Source organism: Mesorhizobium sp. WSM4810, assembly GCF_055811235.1.
Genome location: NZ_JBVVQV010000034.1, coordinates 1 through 14,568, shown reverse-complemented (window position 1 = coordinate 14,568; position 14,568 = coordinate 1). Strand labels below are relative to the sequence as shown.

Genomic DNA, 14,568 nt, shown 5'->3' with positions numbered 1-14,568 from the left:
CGCTTCCCCGCTTACTTGTAGATGAAGCCGACGACGCCGTGGTAACGGCCGTTGGGCTTGTCGGTCTGCATGGTGCCGTAGACGCGATTGACACGGCCAAGGAACATGCCGGCGCCATCGCTGGCCGCGTTGAAATTGTCGTCCGGCTTGGCAAGGGCGTTGCGCGTCACTGGCTTGACCAGATAGGGCGTGATGATGATGACCAGCTCGGTCTCGTTGCGGACGAAGTCACGGCTGCGGAACAGCGTGCCAAGCACCGGGATTTTGGTCAGCCCGGGCAGGCCGTTGACGGCTTGCCTGATGTCATCCCGTACCAGGCCGGCGATCATCATCGAGCCGCCGGAAGGCAGCTCCACTGTCGTGTCGGCCAAGCGTTTGCGGAGCGACAGGACGTTCGTGCCGGGGCTGGTTACACCCTCGGACAAGGATACCGATCCCTCCGTCGTCGGCTCGGAAACCGAAGTCCTGACCTTCAGGCTGATGCGGCCGGGAGACAGCACCACCGGCTGGAATTCCAGGCCAATGCCGTATTCGAGCTTCTCGATGTCATACGTCTTCACACCGGTCTGGTTATCGTCGGACACAGCTTGGGAAACGCCGGTCACCATATTGTACTCGCCGCCGACCTTGAAGGTCGCCTTCTCGCCGGATACGGCCGTCAACGTCGGCTCGGCCAGGGTTTTCATGACGCCTGACTGTTCCATGGCGTTGATGTAGGCGTCGAGCGTCGAGGTGCCGATAGCCAGGCCAGAGTTCGACAGCGACTTGCCCAGGCCGGTGAAATTGTCGCTTACCGCGGCCCAACTGATGCCGTTGCTGCTGCCGCTGCCGATCAGGTTGACGCCGAGCTGCTTCATCACCGAGCGGCTGACCTCGGCCACCGTCACTTTCAGCGTCACCTGGTCGTCGCCGATGATCTGCAGCAGGTTGACGATCTGGCTGACGCGACGCTCGGAATCCGGATTGTCGATGTCGACACCGGCTTCGGCCGAGCCGCCGGAGGCGGTCTGCGAATACTGCCCCGTGGTCGCTTCACCGCCGGACACGAAGATGGTGGCCAGATCGACCGCGCGCTTGGCATCCAGCGGAGTGTCCACGGTTCCGGTCAGGACGACGTTGTCGTTCAGCAATTCGACCGTGATGCTCGAAGACGGTATGAAGCGCCTGATATAGTCTTCCAGTCCGGCGACGTCGCGTTCGACCGCCAGATCCAGGCTGACGATCTGTTCGCCATTAGGGCCGAAGACGAAGATGTTGGTGTCGCCGACCGCCTTTCCGAAGAGATAGATGCGCCTCGCGGTGCGGGTCACCGCATCGGCGACAGCCGGGTTGGCGACGAGAATATCATAGGCATCGCTCGGCAGGTCGATGACCACCGACTTGTTGAGACCGAGCTTGACGCGCTGGGTGGCGGTCGAAGCCGACACCTCGGCGCCTGCCGCATTCGCCTCGAGGGGGCCATGCGCATTCGATGCAAGCAGGAACAGGCCGATTGCCGCAGCCAGTGCGACCGGAGCGTTTAACCTCATTGCCTTGCTCCCACTTCTGAAACTTCGCCCGACTTGATCAGGCGCACTGTCCCGCGCCGGCCATTGCCGGAAACGAGATAGTCGGCCTCGCCCAGGTTCTTCTCCTGGGTGTCGGTGATCGACCGCAGCGCCAACGTCAGGCGATCCGCCATCTGCTGGGCGACGGTGATGATTTCCGCCTGCTGCGGTGTCAGTTCCAGGGTGGCGGTCTGGCCGACCCTGGTCCGCTTGCCTTCCTCGTCCTCCTGGATGGTCTGGTCGATCGCCAGGACGCGAATGTTCTTGAGGATGGTCTCGGTGGTAAAACCGCTGCCGCCGGCCGCCGGATCGGCTCTGCGGGTCATGATGACGTCGACGAAATCGTTGGGAAGAATGAAGCCGCCGGCCGACGTGTCGGCCGATACGGCTGTGGCGACGGCCCGCATGCCGGAGGGCAGGATCGACGACATGAAGCTCTGTCCCTCGCCGATCAGCTTGGAGCGCCGCAACGGCTCACCGGCATACATCGCCACACGGGCGACGCCGCCTTTCAGCTTCTCCAACGCATCGGGCTCCGCGGCGCGGGTTATGAAATTCGCGTTGATGCCGTCGGCCGGCCAGGACTGCCAACTGATGTTGTTCTCCAGCGGACTGCCCATCGGAACGTCGCCCGACAGGACAAGCACGTCCTGCAACGCGATTGCCGGCGCCTCGGGGCCGGAATCGACAATTTGAGGCGGCGGCGCCGCCACCATGTTTTTTGCGACATATCCTGCGCCACCCGCCGCGGCCACCGCCACGCCTAGAATGATCAGTCGGGATGCTGGCATCTGTCCGAACCTCGCCTTGGCAAACAACCTAGCCAAGCCGGACCTTGCAGCGGCAATCGTCAAAACAAGGTTAATTTAATACTTACGATCGTGATTAATTTAAGGTTTATATAAGTTTGAAGCATCCGGTCCGGCCAGCAATAAAGGCGGCCAAGCCGCCTGCTCCAACGCCAAATCGAATGTGGTAGGCTGGCCTGACGCGGGAAGAATCAGCCTGCCAGGCTTGCGAGCGCCCATGCCATCAACGGCGAAGCCGGAAAGGTGAGCAGGCCGCCAATGCCAAGCGCAATGCCATAGGGAACGCCTGATGTCTCGTCGGCGAAATGGCGTAAAAACCGGCTATGGCTGGTAACGGCCGCAAGCGGTGATTTCCGATAGACGAGGATGGCGAGCGTCAGCAGGCCGCCGAGGACGGTCGAGACCAGGAGGTATTCGACGAGGTGGATGTTCAGCCCCATCCAGACGGCGCTGGCGGCCAGCAGCTTGGCGTCGCCGCCGCCCATGCCGCCGAGCGCGAACAGCCCGAAGGTCACGGCGAGGACCAGGCCGCCGGCGGCAAAATGCCAGCCATAGCTTGCCCAGTCCATGCCGGTCAGCGGCGCGACCAGGGCGAAGACGGCGACAAGCAGCACCGGCACGCGATTGGCGATCGTCATCGACAGCATGTCGGAGATCGCGGCGAAAAGCATGCAGAACGGAAAGACAACGAAGATCAGGGCTTCAAGCATGGGCGTGGCGCCTGTGGTCGAACTGTGCTGGTCTCAGCCTAGGCATGTCCGATTAACGATTGATGAGGCCGAAAATTCAAATCATGCGGCATGAATGGATAAGGGCCGCCAGTGCGGCGGCCCTATCTGGAAACAGCTGAGCGCCGTTAGCTGCCTTAGGGGGTTGGGGTGGCGGGGGCGTTGGGGGCGTTGGTCACCGCGGTTCCGATAGCCTTGAACTTGGTGTCCAGGGCAGTGCCGAGCTGGCCGGCGCCGACCATGATGGCGAGCGCGATGAGAGCGGCGATCAGACCGTATTCGATGGCGGTCGCGCCGGATTCGTCCTTCACAAAACGTGCAATGAGATTAGACATTCGAGAGCTCCTACTCCAGGTGTTACAGCAATTCCGTCAACTTCTCTGTTGGCTGATCGGATACTGCCAATCTATCGAGAAGCTCTTTCAATCGGCTTAATAAACAGCCTTACCGATTCCTTTCCGGCTTCGATGACATTGCGTGGTTAACCGTAGACTAAGTGACGCCTATGGACCCGACAGGCGCAGCAGGCTGCGAAAGGCGCAATTTAGCGGCCTGAGAAAGGGGCGGGCCGCTCCTGGCGATCCCAGCTCCAGGCGATCAAAGGGCCGAGCCCGACATCATCACGGCTCCCCTCCGCTTAACCCTTGCTTCACCAATCTCGTTCATGTTCCGTTGAGCAAATTGCCGCCGTGGAGCGCTTCAATGACCGGGCCGAGATCGTCCTTTCCAATTGCCGCGCTGCTTGCCGCCACCGCCTTCGTGGTGACGGCCAAGGCCGGCGCCGGCATCGAGGTCACCATGAACCAGGCGAAGATCGTCAAATTGTCGCGCGCTGCCGATACGATCGTCGTCGGCAATCCGGCGATCGCCGACGCCTCGGTGCAGGATGCTTCGACGATCGTGCTGACGGGCAAGGGCTTCGGCGTCACCAATCTCGTCGTCCTCGATCAGGAGGGCCGTCCGATCGTCGACGAGCAGATCACCGTCGTGCGACAGGACGCGTCCTCGGTGCGCATCTATCGACGCGCCGAAATACAGACCATGTCGTGCACGCCGTATTGCGAAAGCTCATATAAAAGCGAGGCGGAAAAGGCCTCGGAAGCCGAGATGAGCGCCGGCCAGTAAGCGACCCGACCGTTTCGTCTCGCTGAAAAAGCCGCTTCGGTTATCGGCCTGTTAAAACCCTCCAGCCGAATTTAACGATCATCCAAACCGCACTTCAATGGGTTTGCGCTAATGTTGCTCCGACACCCCTAAGGGATCGGCAGGCACGGGACATGAGCAAAGCAGGACGATCAGGCTTTTCGGCGCGCTTCGTTGGCGACCGGCGCGGCAGCACCGCTTTGGAGTTCGCGATGCTTGCGGTGCCATTTGCGCCCCTCGTCTTTGCCATACTGGAGAGCTGCATTTCATTTGCCGGGCAAGAGGTGATGGCCAATATCACCGACGATGTCGCGCGCCAGCTGCGGACTGGCCAGATAAGGCAGGCCAACGTGACCGAGGCGACGCTGAAGTCCATGATCTGCAGCCGGCTGGAGATCATGGTCGTCAAGGACTGCCCGGGATTGGAAGTGGATCTGCGCGGGTATCCGAGCTTCGCCGCTGCGGCCCAGGCGGGCTTCAATATCCAAGACGGCGAAATCGCCTTGACCGGGACGACCCCCTCGACTTTTACGGTATCCCCGGGCTTGGCTGAATCGATAAACATGCTGCGGGTTTTTTACAAATGGCCCGTCATGACCGATTTCATGGCCAAGTCGATGGCCAATCTGAAAGACGGCAACACGCTGCATTTCGCATCGATGACCTGGAAGAACGAGCCGTTCGACGACTGAAAATGCAAACCGCTGCGTGGGAAAAGGACGATAGCATGGGGCGTGCGGGGGCACATATGAGGACCGCTGGGATCTGCGCGAAAGCCATACGGTTCTGCCGTGATCGCCGCGGTGTCGCGGCGGTTGAGTTTGCCTTCATCGTGCCCGTCCTGCTGATGATGTACTTCTTGACCATGGAAGCCTCGCAAGCCATCGAGACCAACAAGAAGGTCAGTCGCATCGGCAGCATGGTGGCGGATCTCGTCACCCAGCAGCAGACCGTCACGCCGGCCGAACTCGATGCGATCATGCAGATCGGCAACTCCACCCTTCAGCCGTACAACCGATCGACCCCGGAAATCACCATCACCGCAATAGAGGTCACGAACCAGCCGACGCCGCGGGTGCTGGTCGCTTGGTCACGCAAGATGGTCGGCGATGCCTTCAGCGCCGGCGCCGCCAAGAACTCCGTCACCACGGTTGCACCGCAGCTCGAGGTCAAGGGCACGTTTCTCGTTCGCGTCGAAAGCAATCTGGCATACGAGCCGATCATCACCTGGTCGGCGGATAGTGAAAAGCGGCTTGGCTTCAGTTCGGCTTTCAACTCGATATCGATGGGCGAAACTTATTATCTCAGGCCCCGCAGGAGCCCGACGATTACCTGCGACACCTGCTGAACGACGGCGCCCGATCGCCATTGCTATCGGCCTGACACCAGGCGCACGATAGCCGCGGATGCCTTGCATGTCGCATGTGAGTTCCCTCTCGTTTTCGTCGATCCACGCCGATGCCGGCGACAATTCTACCATCGCGCCCGGACGAGCACACAGCCGTCTGGTTCCGAATTGCCAATGGCGGCGCGGCCGCCTATGTCTGGGCTGACAGACAAACGATAATAATGATCCCCTGCATGGCGCGCGCCTTCCTTTTTGTTCTCGATTCCTTCGGCATCGGCGGCGCGGCCGACGCCGAGCGCTATGGCGACACCGGTTCCAACACGTTCGGACACATCGCTCGAGCCTGCGCGGAAGGCCGGGCGGATCGCGAGGGGCTGCGCAAAGGCCCGCTTTTCGTGCCCAACATGCTCTCGCTCGGCCTGGCGCACGCGGCGAAAACCGCGACAGGATTCTGCTTCGACAGCGGCGGCCTGCTTGCCTCCGCCTTCCACGGCGCGGCGCAGGAGATTTCCAGCGGCAAGGACACGCCGTCAGGCCATTGGGAAATCGCCGCCTTGCCGGTCCGCTTCGACTGGGGCTATTTCCCGGACACGGTTCCCGCCTTTCCAGCCGACCTGACCGAAGCGATCATTCGCGAAGGAGAGGTGCCGGGCATTCTCGGCAATTGCCATGCTCCGGGCACCGAGATCATCGAGCGGTACGGCGAGGAGCATGTCCGCACCGGCAAGCCGATCTGCTACACGTCGGTCGACTCCGTCCTGCAGATCGCCGCGCATGAAGTTCACTTCGGCCTGGAGCGGCTCTACGAATTCTGCAAGGTGGTGCGCAGGCTGGTCGATCCGCTGAACATCGGACGGGTGATCGCGCGGCCTTTCATTGGGGAAACTGGCGCCAGCTTCGAACGGACGCACAACCGCCGGGACTATTCGGTGCCGCCGCCCGAACCGACCCTGCTCGACCGGCTGACGGCGCGCGGCAGCCGGGTCATCGCTGTCGGCAAGATCGGCGACATCTTCGCGCATCGCGGCATTTCGGAAGTCCGCAAGGCCGCCGGCAACATGGCGATGTTCGACAAGGCGCTCGGCGCGATGGATAACGCAGGCGACGGCGATCTCGTCTTCGCCAATTTCGTCGATTTCGACACCGAGTTCGGCCATCGGCGCGACGTTGCCGGCTATGCCGCCGCGCTCGAGGCCTTCGACCGGCGGCTGCCGGAGGCGCTTGCACGGCTCAGGGAAGGCGACCTTCTCATCCTGACGGCCGACCATGGCAACGACCCGACCTGGCACGGTACCGATCATACGCGCGAACGCATTCCGGTGATCGGCACCGGACCAGGCTTTGGTGGCGACATCGGGTTGAGAGCGACGTTCGCCGACATCGGTGAAACCGTCGCCGAACATCTTGGGTTGGCACGCGGCCGTCACGGCACCTCCTTCTACACAGCGATAGGCGGCCATGCCTGAGTTGCCTGAGGTCGAAACGGTGCGGCGGGGCCTGCAGCCGGTTCTGGAAGGTGCCCGCATCGCCCGTGTCGAGGCGCGCCGGCCCGACCTGCGCTTTCCGTTTCCCGAGAAATTTTTGGAGAGGCTGACCGGCAAGACGATTACGGCGCTCGGCCGCCGGGCCAAATACCTGACGATGCACCTGGAAGGCGGTCCGGTGCTGATCTGCCATCTCGGCATGTCGGGTTCGTTCCGCATCGAAACCTCCGATGGCGGCGAAATACCCGACAGCAACGAAATGTTGGGCGCGTTTTATCACGAGCGCCCGAAGAGCGCGGCGCACGACCATGTCGTCTTCCATATCGTCTCTCCCCAAGGCGCCCGGTCCCGGGTGACCTTCAACGATCCGCGCCGTTTCGGCTTCATGCTGTTTTCCGAAGGGACGCCTGACACGCATCCGATGCTGGCGGGGCTTGGCGTCGAGCCGACAGGCAATGCGTTGGACGGCGAGCTGCTCGCCTCGCTGCTGAAAGGCCGGAAGTCGCCGCTAAAGGCAGCACTTCTCGATCAGCGGCTGATCGCCGGGCTCGGCAATATCTATGTGTCGGAGGCGCTGTGGCGCGCCGGCCTGTCGCCGTTGCGCGAGGCGGGCACCATCGCAAAGCCTGGAAAGAAGGCCAAACAGCAGCGCGACGCCCTGGCCGAAGCAATCCGCGAAGTGATCGCCGATGCGATCGCCGCCGGTGGATCGTCGCTGCGCGACTACGTGCAGACCGACGGGTCCCTGGGCTATTTCCAGCATTCGTTCGCCGTCTATGATCGCGAGGGCGAGCCCTGCTCCAAGCACGGCTGCAGCGGCCATATAGAACGCATCGTGCAAAGCGGGCGTTCCACCTTCTATTGCCGGACCTGTCAGTTGTGACTTAGGTGGGGGTGTAAGCCAGGTGCCGGGTGTGAGTTGGACGCCTGATGCAAGGAGATGACCGAGTGAGGAGATACAGTCATGGCCTATGAAACGATTATCGTCGAAACCCGCGGCAAGGTCGGGCTGATCACGCTGAACCGGCCGAAGGCGCTCAATGCGCTGAACTCGCAGGTCCTGGCGGACGTGGTCGCGGCCGTGAACGGCTTCTGCGCGAATGCCGACATCGGCGCGATGGTCATCACCGGCTCCGAAAAAGCCTTCGCGGCAGGTGCCGACATCAAGGAAATGCAGGCGATCTCTTTTGTCGACGCCTATGTGCAGGATTTCTTTATCGGCTGGGAAGAGCTCACCCGGGCGCGCAAGCCTGTCATCGCGGCGGTGGCCGGCTATGCGCTCGGCGGCGGCTGCGAACTGGCGATGATGTGCGATTTCATCATCGCCGCCGACAACGCCAGGTTCGGCCAGCCCGAGATCACGCTCGGCGTCATGCCGGGCATGGGCGGATCGCAGCGCCTGACCCGTTTCGTCGGCAAGTCGAAGGCGATGGACATGTGCCTGACCGGACGGATGATGGATGCGGCGGAAGCCGAGCGTTGCGGCCTGGTGTCGCGTGTCGTGCCCGCCGGCGAATTGCTCGAGGAGGCGTTGAAGGCGGCGGCCAAGATAGCCGATTTTTCGCTGCCGTCGGTGATGATGGCGAAAGAGGCCGTCAACCGCGCCTATGAAACGACACTGGCCGAGGGGCTGCGGTTCGAGCGCCGGCTGTTTCACTCACTGTTTGCGCTCGATGACCAGAAGGAAGGCATGGCGGCCTTTGTCGAGAAGCGGAAGCCAAATTTCTCGAACAGGTAGCCAAATTTATCGAACTGGTAGATGGGGACGACATCAGCCGGGAGCGAGCGACAGCAGCGGCCCAAAAAGAAGGCGAAGCAGCGTTGACGCGCCGGAAAAGCTGAACTATAAGCCGCACCAACCGAGGCGGCCCTGTGGCTGCCCGTTTGTTTTTTGCGCCTTGCGGCATCCCGCATGCGCCCACCAGATCAGAAGAGAGGCATCATGGCCAATACCTCCTCGGCCAAAAAGGCAACGCGCAAGATCGCCCGCCGCACGGCGATCAACAAGAACCGCCGCTCGCGCGTGCGGACCTACATCCGCCAGGTCGAAGAGGCGCTCGCCTCGGGCGACAAGGCGGCCGCCCAGGCTGCTTTCAAGGTGGCTGAGCCGGAATTGATGCGCGCCGCGAGCAAGGGCGTGGTGCACAAGAATACGGCATCCCGCAAGGTGTCGCGCCTGGCCCAGCGCCTCAAGGTGTTGTCGGCCTAACCCGGATATCCGGGCTGATATACCTTTACTAAACTTGTCCTTTTCAGACCCGGCCGCTCGTGCCGGGTTTTTTCGTTTGCCGGCAAGTACTTAAAAAGAAAGCCCGCAAGCAACACCCCGCACGATTTCGAAGTTCGAATTGCTTTGCCGGCATATACATGCCGGCTGACAGGCGCAGCCGCTGAAAGCGTTCACGGCGAAAATATCAACTGTCGAAAATGACCTTTATTTTTCAAACGGTTGCGGACGGTCATCCACAGCTTGTTCACATCGGGTGCGAGGGATGGGGGACAATTGCCTGTCAAGAAAATTATTTGATAAAATTTCGCGCGACGCGGCCTTTTTCACATTCGCCGGAAAAGGGTTTGAATCACAATGGGTTTGTCAAAACAAGCCAGTGCAACGCAGGCTCCGAACCCGTTTGCGCTAACCACATTCCTTAAAAATCCGTTAGTCGTGGCCTTGCCCTATCCACAGCGATTTCGCTAAGGTCTGTCTATCGAGAGGGACGGGCCGTTGGCCCTTAACCCAGCCTGAATCGGCCAGCAAAAAAGTGGCAGAATTCATGACGCGGATCATCTCCGCGTACGGGTTTGGTTTGCCTTTTCGATACGGTAGGGGAATGGCGTAATTGTACATGGCAGATCAATGACGCGCCGGCGTTTCGCCGGGCGGAATTGCATTGCCCTGACATGACCAAAGCGGGCTGGCTCCGAGGAGCCGGCGCCGGTTCCCCGACAATGAGGCGACATCAGCTGCCGGCGGCGGCGATGGTGTCGCTGTGAGGACACGGTCGCCGGAAACATGGATGCAGGAGGCGCATTCCCGGCGGAAAAAGGTACAAAAGGACAAGGAACTCGATCATGCAGAGCGGCATCGAAAGGGAGCTTACGGGCGACCTCCCATTCCCTGGGACCTTAACCGGAGGGGACGCTATGTCGGCTTCCATCGACGCGGAACAAAAGTTCGACCGGGTCAAGGCCCAGTTGAAGGCGCGTCTGGGAACCGAAGTCTATTCGAGCTGGTTCGGGCGCATGAAGGTCGCCGAGGCGTCCCGGGGCATTGTCCGCATCTCGGTGCCCACCGCCTTCCTGCGCTCGTGGATCAACGGCCACTACCTCGACCTCATCGCCGAGCTGTGGAAACACGAGGATCCTGAAATCCTCAAGATCGAGATCGTCGTGCGCACCGCTACCCGCCCGGGGCGCAACGGCGTCGAGCCCGAAGTGGCCCCGGCGCGCAAGATGACCAGGCAAGCGCAAACGGCGCTGGCCGCGGGAACAGCGGCCCCCGGCAGGGTGGAGCGGGTACCGGCACCTCGCCCGGGAATGCCTGCCGAGACCGAGTTCCGGCACAATGTGCTCGGTTCGCCGCTTGACCCGCGCTACACGTTCGGCTCCTTCATCGAAGGACCGTCGAACCGGGTGGCCTTCGCCGCCGCCAAGGCGGTGGCGGAATCGCAGTCGAGCGCGGTGCGCTTCAATCCGCTGTTTCTGCACGCGACGGTGGGGCTGGGCAAGACGCACCTGCTGCAGGCGATCGCGGCGGAATCGCTGAAGCAGAATCCGAAGTCGCGCGTCGTCTATCTCACGGCCGAATATTTCATGTGGCGGTTTGCCACCGCGATCCGCGATAACAACGCGCTGACGCTGAAGGAACAGTTGCGCGACATCGACCTCCTCATCATCGACGACATGCAGTTCCTGCAGGGCAAGTCGATCCAGCATGAATTCTGCCATCTGATCAACATGCTGCTCGACAGCGCCAAGCAGGTGGTGGTCGCCGCCGACCGGCCGCCGTCGGAACTGGAATCACTGGAGCCCCGCGTCCGCTCGCGCCTCAACGGCGGCGTCGCGCTCGAAATGTCGGCGCCGGATTTCGCCATGCGGATCGGCATGCTCAAGCTGCGCCTTGCCACCGCCAAGGCCGACGATCAATCGCTCGACATCTCGGAGGAGATCCTCAACCATGTCGCCCGCACGGTGACCGGCAGCGGGCGTGAACTCGAAGGTGCGTTCAACCAGCTTCTGTTCCGCCAGTCGTTCGAACCGCAGATCACCATCGACCGCATCGATGAGATCCTCGGCCACATCTATCGTTCGGGCGAGCCGAAGCGGGTGCGCATCGAGGACATCCAGCGCATCGTCGCGCGCCACTACAATGTGTCGAAGACGGAACTTCTGTCCAACCGGCGCACCCGCACCATCGTCAAGCCGCGGCAAGTCGCGATGTACCTGTCGAAGGTGATGACACCGCGCTCCTTGCCGGAGATCGGGCGGCGTTTCGGTGGCCGCGACCATACGACGGTGCTGCACGCCGTGCGCAAGATCGAGGATCTTTCAGGCGTCGACAACACGCTGGCGCAGGAGCTCGAATTGCTGAGAAGACTGATCAACGACCAGGCCTGACCGGCCCGAAAAAACAGAAGCGTGTCGCGTCTGGATGGCTGCAACGCGCTTGAAATCTCTGTCTTTATGCACGTCGTTGCCGCAAAGCCCATGCACACTCTCGGGCCTGACCCGAGGGCATGCTTTTGGGCGACAGGCATGGCTTGCGGGCTTCGCCGGTTTTAACCCAAGAAAGCCCGCGTAACCGGCCCGAACCGTCAGCACGGGCTTGCGTTCACGGGTTTTTTCCTGTCAGTTTGTGCAGATTCTGAGCCTGTTCAGACCTTTCGCGGGTTGCCGCTTGCCGGAGACCCGCTCATTCATTCAAGCGAGCCTGTTTCGTCATGCGTGTTATCCTGGAACGGTCAAATCTCCTGAAGTCGCTCAACCACGTTCATCGCGTGGTCGAACGGCGCAACACTATACCGATCCTGTCGAACGTGCTGCTGAGCGCCGAAGGCGCCACCCTTGAAATGAAGGCGACCGACCTCGACCTGGAGGTGACCGAAGCCACGCCCGCCAAGGTCGAGCGCGGCGGCGCGACGACGGTCCCGGCGCACCTGCTCTACGACATCGTGCGCAAGCTCGCCGACGGCGCGGAGGTCATGCTGAAGACCGACGAGGACGGCAACGCCATGACGGTGACCTCGGGCCGCTCGAGCTTCCGCCTGCAGTGCCTGCCGCAATCCGATTTCCCGGAGCTTTCGGCCGGATCGTTCTCGCATATCTTCCGGCTCGATTCGGTCGCGCTCAAGGGCCTGATCGAGAAGACCCAATTCGCCATCTCCACCGAAGAGACGCGCTATTACCTGAACGGCATCTACCTGCACACGCATGACGCCGACGGCAAGCTGAAGCTGCGCTCGGTAGCGACCGACGGCCATCGGCTGGCGCGCGCCGAGATCGACGCGCCGGCAGGATCGGAAGGGATGCCGGGCATCATCATTCCGCGCAAGACGGTGAGCGAATTGCAAAAGCTCGTCGACGACCCTGATATCGCGGTGACCACCGAATTGTCCGACACCAAGATCCGTTTCACCATCGGCAGCGTCGTTTTGACCTCGAAGCTGATCGACGGCACCTTCCCGGACTATCAGCGGGTGATCCCGACCGGCAACGACAAGAAGCTGATCATCGACCGCCAGAGTTTCGCCGCCGCCGTCGACCGCGTCTCGACCATTTCGTCCGAACGCGGCCGGGCGGTGAAGCTTTCGATTGGAGAAGGCCAGGTCACGCTTGCAGTCAACAATCCGGATTCGGGCAGCGCCACCGAGGAACTGGCCGCGGATTATTCGTCCGACGCGATCGAAATCGGCTTCAACGCCAAATATCTGCTCGACGTCGCCGCCCAGTTGACCGGCACCGAGGCAAAATTCATGCTGGCGGATGCCGGCTCGCCAACGCTGATCCACGACATGGCCGACGAAACCACCCTCTACGTGCTGATGCCGATGCGGGTCTGATGCATGTCGCGCAAAAGTGTGCAGCGGTTTTGCGATAACGACATGCATAAAACAACAAACCTAAAGCGCGTCCCATGAGGCCGGTCAAACGCGGCGCGCTTTAGGCCCGAACGAGGCCATCTTGCTGTCATGACCGGAGTTGCGAAGCAGCCTGAGCGCGATCAGCAGACTCATATAAGTAAGCTTTCGCTTACCAATTTCCGCAATTACACAACACTTTCGATCGATCTCGATCCCGGCCCGGTGGTTTTTTCCGGTGACAATGGTGCCGGCAAAACCAATCTGCTGGAGGCGATTTCCCTGTTGACGCCGGGGCGCGGCCTGCGCCGTGCGCCTTATGCCGACGTGGCGCGCGAAGGCGGCGACGGCGGCTTTGCCATTCATGCCCGGCTCGATGGGCCGGTCGGCCCGGCCGAGATCGGCACCGGCATCGCGGGCGGCGACGCCGCCGAAGGCGGCCGGCGGGTGCGGATCAACGGAGCGGCGGCGCGCTCGGCGGAGGACATGCTGGAATGGTTGCGCGTCGTCTGGCTGACACCGGCGATGGATGCATTGTTCACCGGGCCGGCCGCAGATCGGCGGCGCTTTCTCGACCGGCAGGTGCTGGCGATCGATCCGGGCCACGGCCAGCGCGCGCTCGACTACGAAAAAGCGATGCGCGGCCGCAATCGACTGCTCGCCGAAGGCTCGCGCGATGGCGCCTGGTTCGATGCGATCGAGACGCAAATGGCCGAAACCGGTGTGGCGATTGCCGCGGCGCGTGCCGAACTGGTGCGCCTGCTCACCGCCATGATCGACAGGCTGCCAAGCTCCGGTCCATTTCCGCAAGCCGACATCGGCCTGTCCGGCTCGCTGGAAAGCGAGGTCACAACCAGCGCGGCTGTCGATGTCGAGGAGCGGTTCCGCCGCGCGCTTGCCGAAGCTCGCGATCGCGACCGCGCCGCCGGGCGCACGCTCGACGGCCCGCACCGGTCGGACCTCGTGGTGCGGCACCGGCCCAAGGCGATGCCGGCCGAACTCTGTTCGACGGGCGAGCAGAAGGCGCTGCTGGTCGGCATGGTCCTGTCGCACGCCCGGCTGACCGGCGAGATGTCTGGCATGACGCCGATCCTGCTGCTCGACGAAATCGCCGCCCATCTCGACGCGGGCCGACGCGCCGCGCTGTTCTCGATCCTCGAAGAGCTGAATTGCCAGGCTTTCATGACCGGGACCGATGCGGCGCTGTTTTCCAGTCTCGACGGACGCGCGCAGTTTTTGACCGTCGATCATGGCACGGTTCGGTGAATGGTGAAGGGTGAAGGGTGAAGGGTGAAGGGTGGTGAGAGCGCCATTATTTCACTAATCACTAATCACTAATCACTACTGAGTGGTCGCTATTCACTATTCACTATTCACTATTCACTATTCACTATTCACTATTCACTATTCACTATTCACTATTCACTATTCA

At 61.8% G+C, this 14,568-nt stretch carries 14 protein-coding genes; 10 read left to right on the top strand and 4 right to left on the bottom strand.

From position 1 onward, the window contains the following. Positions 1 to 11 precede the first annotated feature (11 nt). The 4 genes from AC0L3O_RS31065 to AC0L3O_RS31050 form a co-directional block, all read right to left on the bottom strand. Positions 12 to 1,529, bottom strand: a complete 1,518-nt coding sequence (locus AC0L3O_RS31065) for a type II and III secretion system protein family protein (protein ID WP_473535831.1) — start codon at positions 1,527 to 1,529, stop codon at positions 12 to 14. Continuing rightward, a complete protein-coding gene (gene cpaB, locus AC0L3O_RS31060) occupies positions 1,526 to 2,338 on the bottom strand; it encodes a Flp pilus assembly protein CpaB (RefSeq protein WP_023802146.1) in 813 nt (270 codons plus the stop codon). The genes AC0L3O_RS31065 and cpaB overlap by 4 nt, the downstream gene beginning before the upstream one ends. Positions 2,339 to 2,547: 209 nt before the next feature. Then, positions 2,548 to 3,066: an A24 family peptidase gene (locus AC0L3O_RS31055; RefSeq protein WP_473535832.1), complete on the bottom strand. Its 519-nt coding sequence runs from the start codon at positions 3,064 to 3,066 to the stop codon at positions 2,548 to 2,550. Between the two features lie 155 nt (positions 3,067 to 3,221). After that, a complete protein-coding gene (locus AC0L3O_RS31050; protein WP_287234998.1) occupies positions 3,222 to 3,419 on the bottom strand; it encodes a Flp family type IVb pilin in 198 nt (65 codons plus the stop codon). A 367-nt stretch (positions 3,420 to 3,786) separates the two neighbouring features. On the opposite strand from AC0L3O_RS31050, the gene AC0L3O_RS31045 reads away from it, so the two are divergent. The 10 genes from AC0L3O_RS31045 (at position 3,787) to recF (ending at position 14,402) form a co-directional block, all read left to right on the top strand. Then, on the top strand, positions 3,787 to 4,209 hold the full coding sequence (locus AC0L3O_RS31045) for a pilus assembly protein N-terminal domain-containing protein (RefSeq protein ID WP_236379134.1): 423 nt from the start codon (positions 3,787 to 3,789) through the stop codon (positions 4,207 to 4,209). Between the two features lie 152 nt (positions 4,210 to 4,361). After that, positions 4,362 to 4,919: a TadE/TadG family type IV pilus assembly protein gene (locus AC0L3O_RS31040; protein WP_473617537.1), complete on the top strand. Its 558-nt coding sequence runs from the start codon at positions 4,362 to 4,364 to the stop codon at positions 4,917 to 4,919. 35 nt (positions 4,920 to 4,954) lie between these two features. Beyond that, complete coding sequence (locus AC0L3O_RS31035) at positions 4,955 to 5,575, top strand: TadE/TadG family type IV pilus assembly protein (protein WP_473535834.1); 621 nt, start codon at positions 4,955 to 4,957, stop codon at positions 5,573 to 5,575. A gap of 233 nt (positions 5,576 to 5,808) precedes the next feature. Continuing rightward, a complete protein-coding gene (locus AC0L3O_RS31030; protein ID WP_473535835.1) occupies positions 5,809 to 7,041 on the top strand; it encodes a phosphopentomutase in 1,233 nt (410 codons plus the stop codon). After that, the gene (gene mutM, locus AC0L3O_RS31025; RefSeq protein WP_473617536.1) at positions 7,034 to 7,942 is read left to right on the top strand and encodes a bifunctional DNA-formamidopyrimidine glycosylase/DNA-(apurinic or apyrimidinic site) lyase; all 909 of its coding nucleotides are present in this window, start codon (positions 7,034 to 7,036) and stop codon (positions 7,940 to 7,942) included. The genes AC0L3O_RS31030 and mutM overlap by 8 nt, the downstream gene beginning before the upstream one ends. Before the next feature lie 81 nt (positions 7,943 to 8,023). Continuing rightward, positions 8,024 to 8,797, top strand: a complete 774-nt coding sequence (locus AC0L3O_RS31020; protein WP_091599972.1) for an enoyl-CoA hydratase — start codon at positions 8,024 to 8,026, stop codon at positions 8,795 to 8,797. A 204-nt stretch (positions 8,798 to 9,001) separates the two neighbouring features. Next, complete coding sequence (gene rpsT / locus AC0L3O_RS31015; RefSeq protein WP_023802137.1) at positions 9,002 to 9,268, top strand: 30S ribosomal protein S20; 267 nt, start codon at positions 9,002 to 9,004, stop codon at positions 9,266 to 9,268. A gap of 935 nt (positions 9,269 to 10,203) precedes the next feature. Then, on the top strand, positions 10,204 to 11,676 hold the full coding sequence (gene dnaA, locus AC0L3O_RS31010; protein WP_023802135.1) for a chromosomal replication initiator protein DnaA: 1,473 nt from the start codon (positions 10,204 to 10,206) through the stop codon (positions 11,674 to 11,676). Between the two features lie 323 nt (positions 11,677 to 11,999). After that, positions 12,000 to 13,118, top strand: coding sequence for a DNA polymerase III subunit beta (gene dnaN / locus AC0L3O_RS31005; protein WP_023802134.1), 1,119 nt, complete (start codon positions 12,000 to 12,002; stop codon positions 13,116 to 13,118). 129 nt (positions 13,119 to 13,247) lie between these two features. After that, on the top strand, positions 13,248 to 14,402 hold the full coding sequence (recF, locus tag AC0L3O_RS31000) for a DNA replication/repair protein RecF (protein ID WP_473617534.1): 1,155 nt from the start codon (positions 13,248 to 13,250) through the stop codon (positions 14,400 to 14,402). The last annotated feature ends 166 nt before the right edge of the window (positions 14,403 to 14,568 follow it).

Coding starts and splice junctions, on each gene's coding strand:
- AC0L3O_RS31065 (WP_473535831.1), bottom strand. CDS start 1,529: ATGAGGTTAAACGCTCCGGTCGCACTGGCTGCGGCAATCGGCCTGTTC.
- cpaB (WP_023802146.1), bottom strand. CDS start 2,338: ATGCCAGCATCCCGACTGATCATTCTAGGCGTGGCGGTGGCCGCGGCG.
- AC0L3O_RS31055 (WP_473535832.1), bottom strand. CDS start 3,066: ATGCTTGAAGCCCTGATCTTCGTTGTCTTTCCGTTCTGCATGCTTTTC.
- AC0L3O_RS31050 (WP_287234998.1), bottom strand. CDS start 3,419: ATGTCTAATCTCATTGCACGTTTTGTGAAGGACGAATCCGGCGCGACC.
- AC0L3O_RS31045 (WP_236379134.1), top strand. CDS start 3,787: ATGACCGGGCCGAGATCGTCCTTTCCAATTGCCGCGCTGCTTGCCGCC.
- AC0L3O_RS31040 (WP_473617537.1), top strand. CDS start 4,362: ATGAGCAAAGCAGGACGATCAGGCTTTTCGGCGCGCTTCGTTGGCGAC.
- AC0L3O_RS31035 (WP_473535834.1), top strand. CDS start 4,955: ATGGGGCGTGCGGGGGCACATATGAGGACCGCTGGGATCTGCGCGAAA.
- AC0L3O_RS31030 (WP_473535835.1), top strand. CDS start 5,809: ATGGCGCGCGCCTTCCTTTTTGTTCTCGATTCCTTCGGCATCGGCGGC.
- mutM (WP_473617536.1), top strand. CDS start 7,034: ATGCCTGAGTTGCCTGAGGTCGAAACGGTGCGGCGGGGCCTGCAGCCG.
- AC0L3O_RS31020 (WP_091599972.1), top strand. CDS start 8,024: ATGGCCTATGAAACGATTATCGTCGAAACCCGCGGCAAGGTCGGGCTG.
- rpsT (WP_023802137.1), top strand. CDS start 9,002: ATGGCCAATACCTCCTCGGCCAAAAAGGCAACGCGCAAGATCGCCCGC.
- dnaA (WP_023802135.1), top strand. CDS start 10,204: ATGTCGGCTTCCATCGACGCGGAACAAAAGTTCGACCGGGTCAAGGCC.
- dnaN (WP_023802134.1), top strand. CDS start 12,000: ATGCGTGTTATCCTGGAACGGTCAAATCTCCTGAAGTCGCTCAACCAC.
- recF (WP_473617534.1), top strand. CDS start 13,248: ATGACCGGAGTTGCGAAGCAGCCTGAGCGCGATCAGCAGACTCATATA.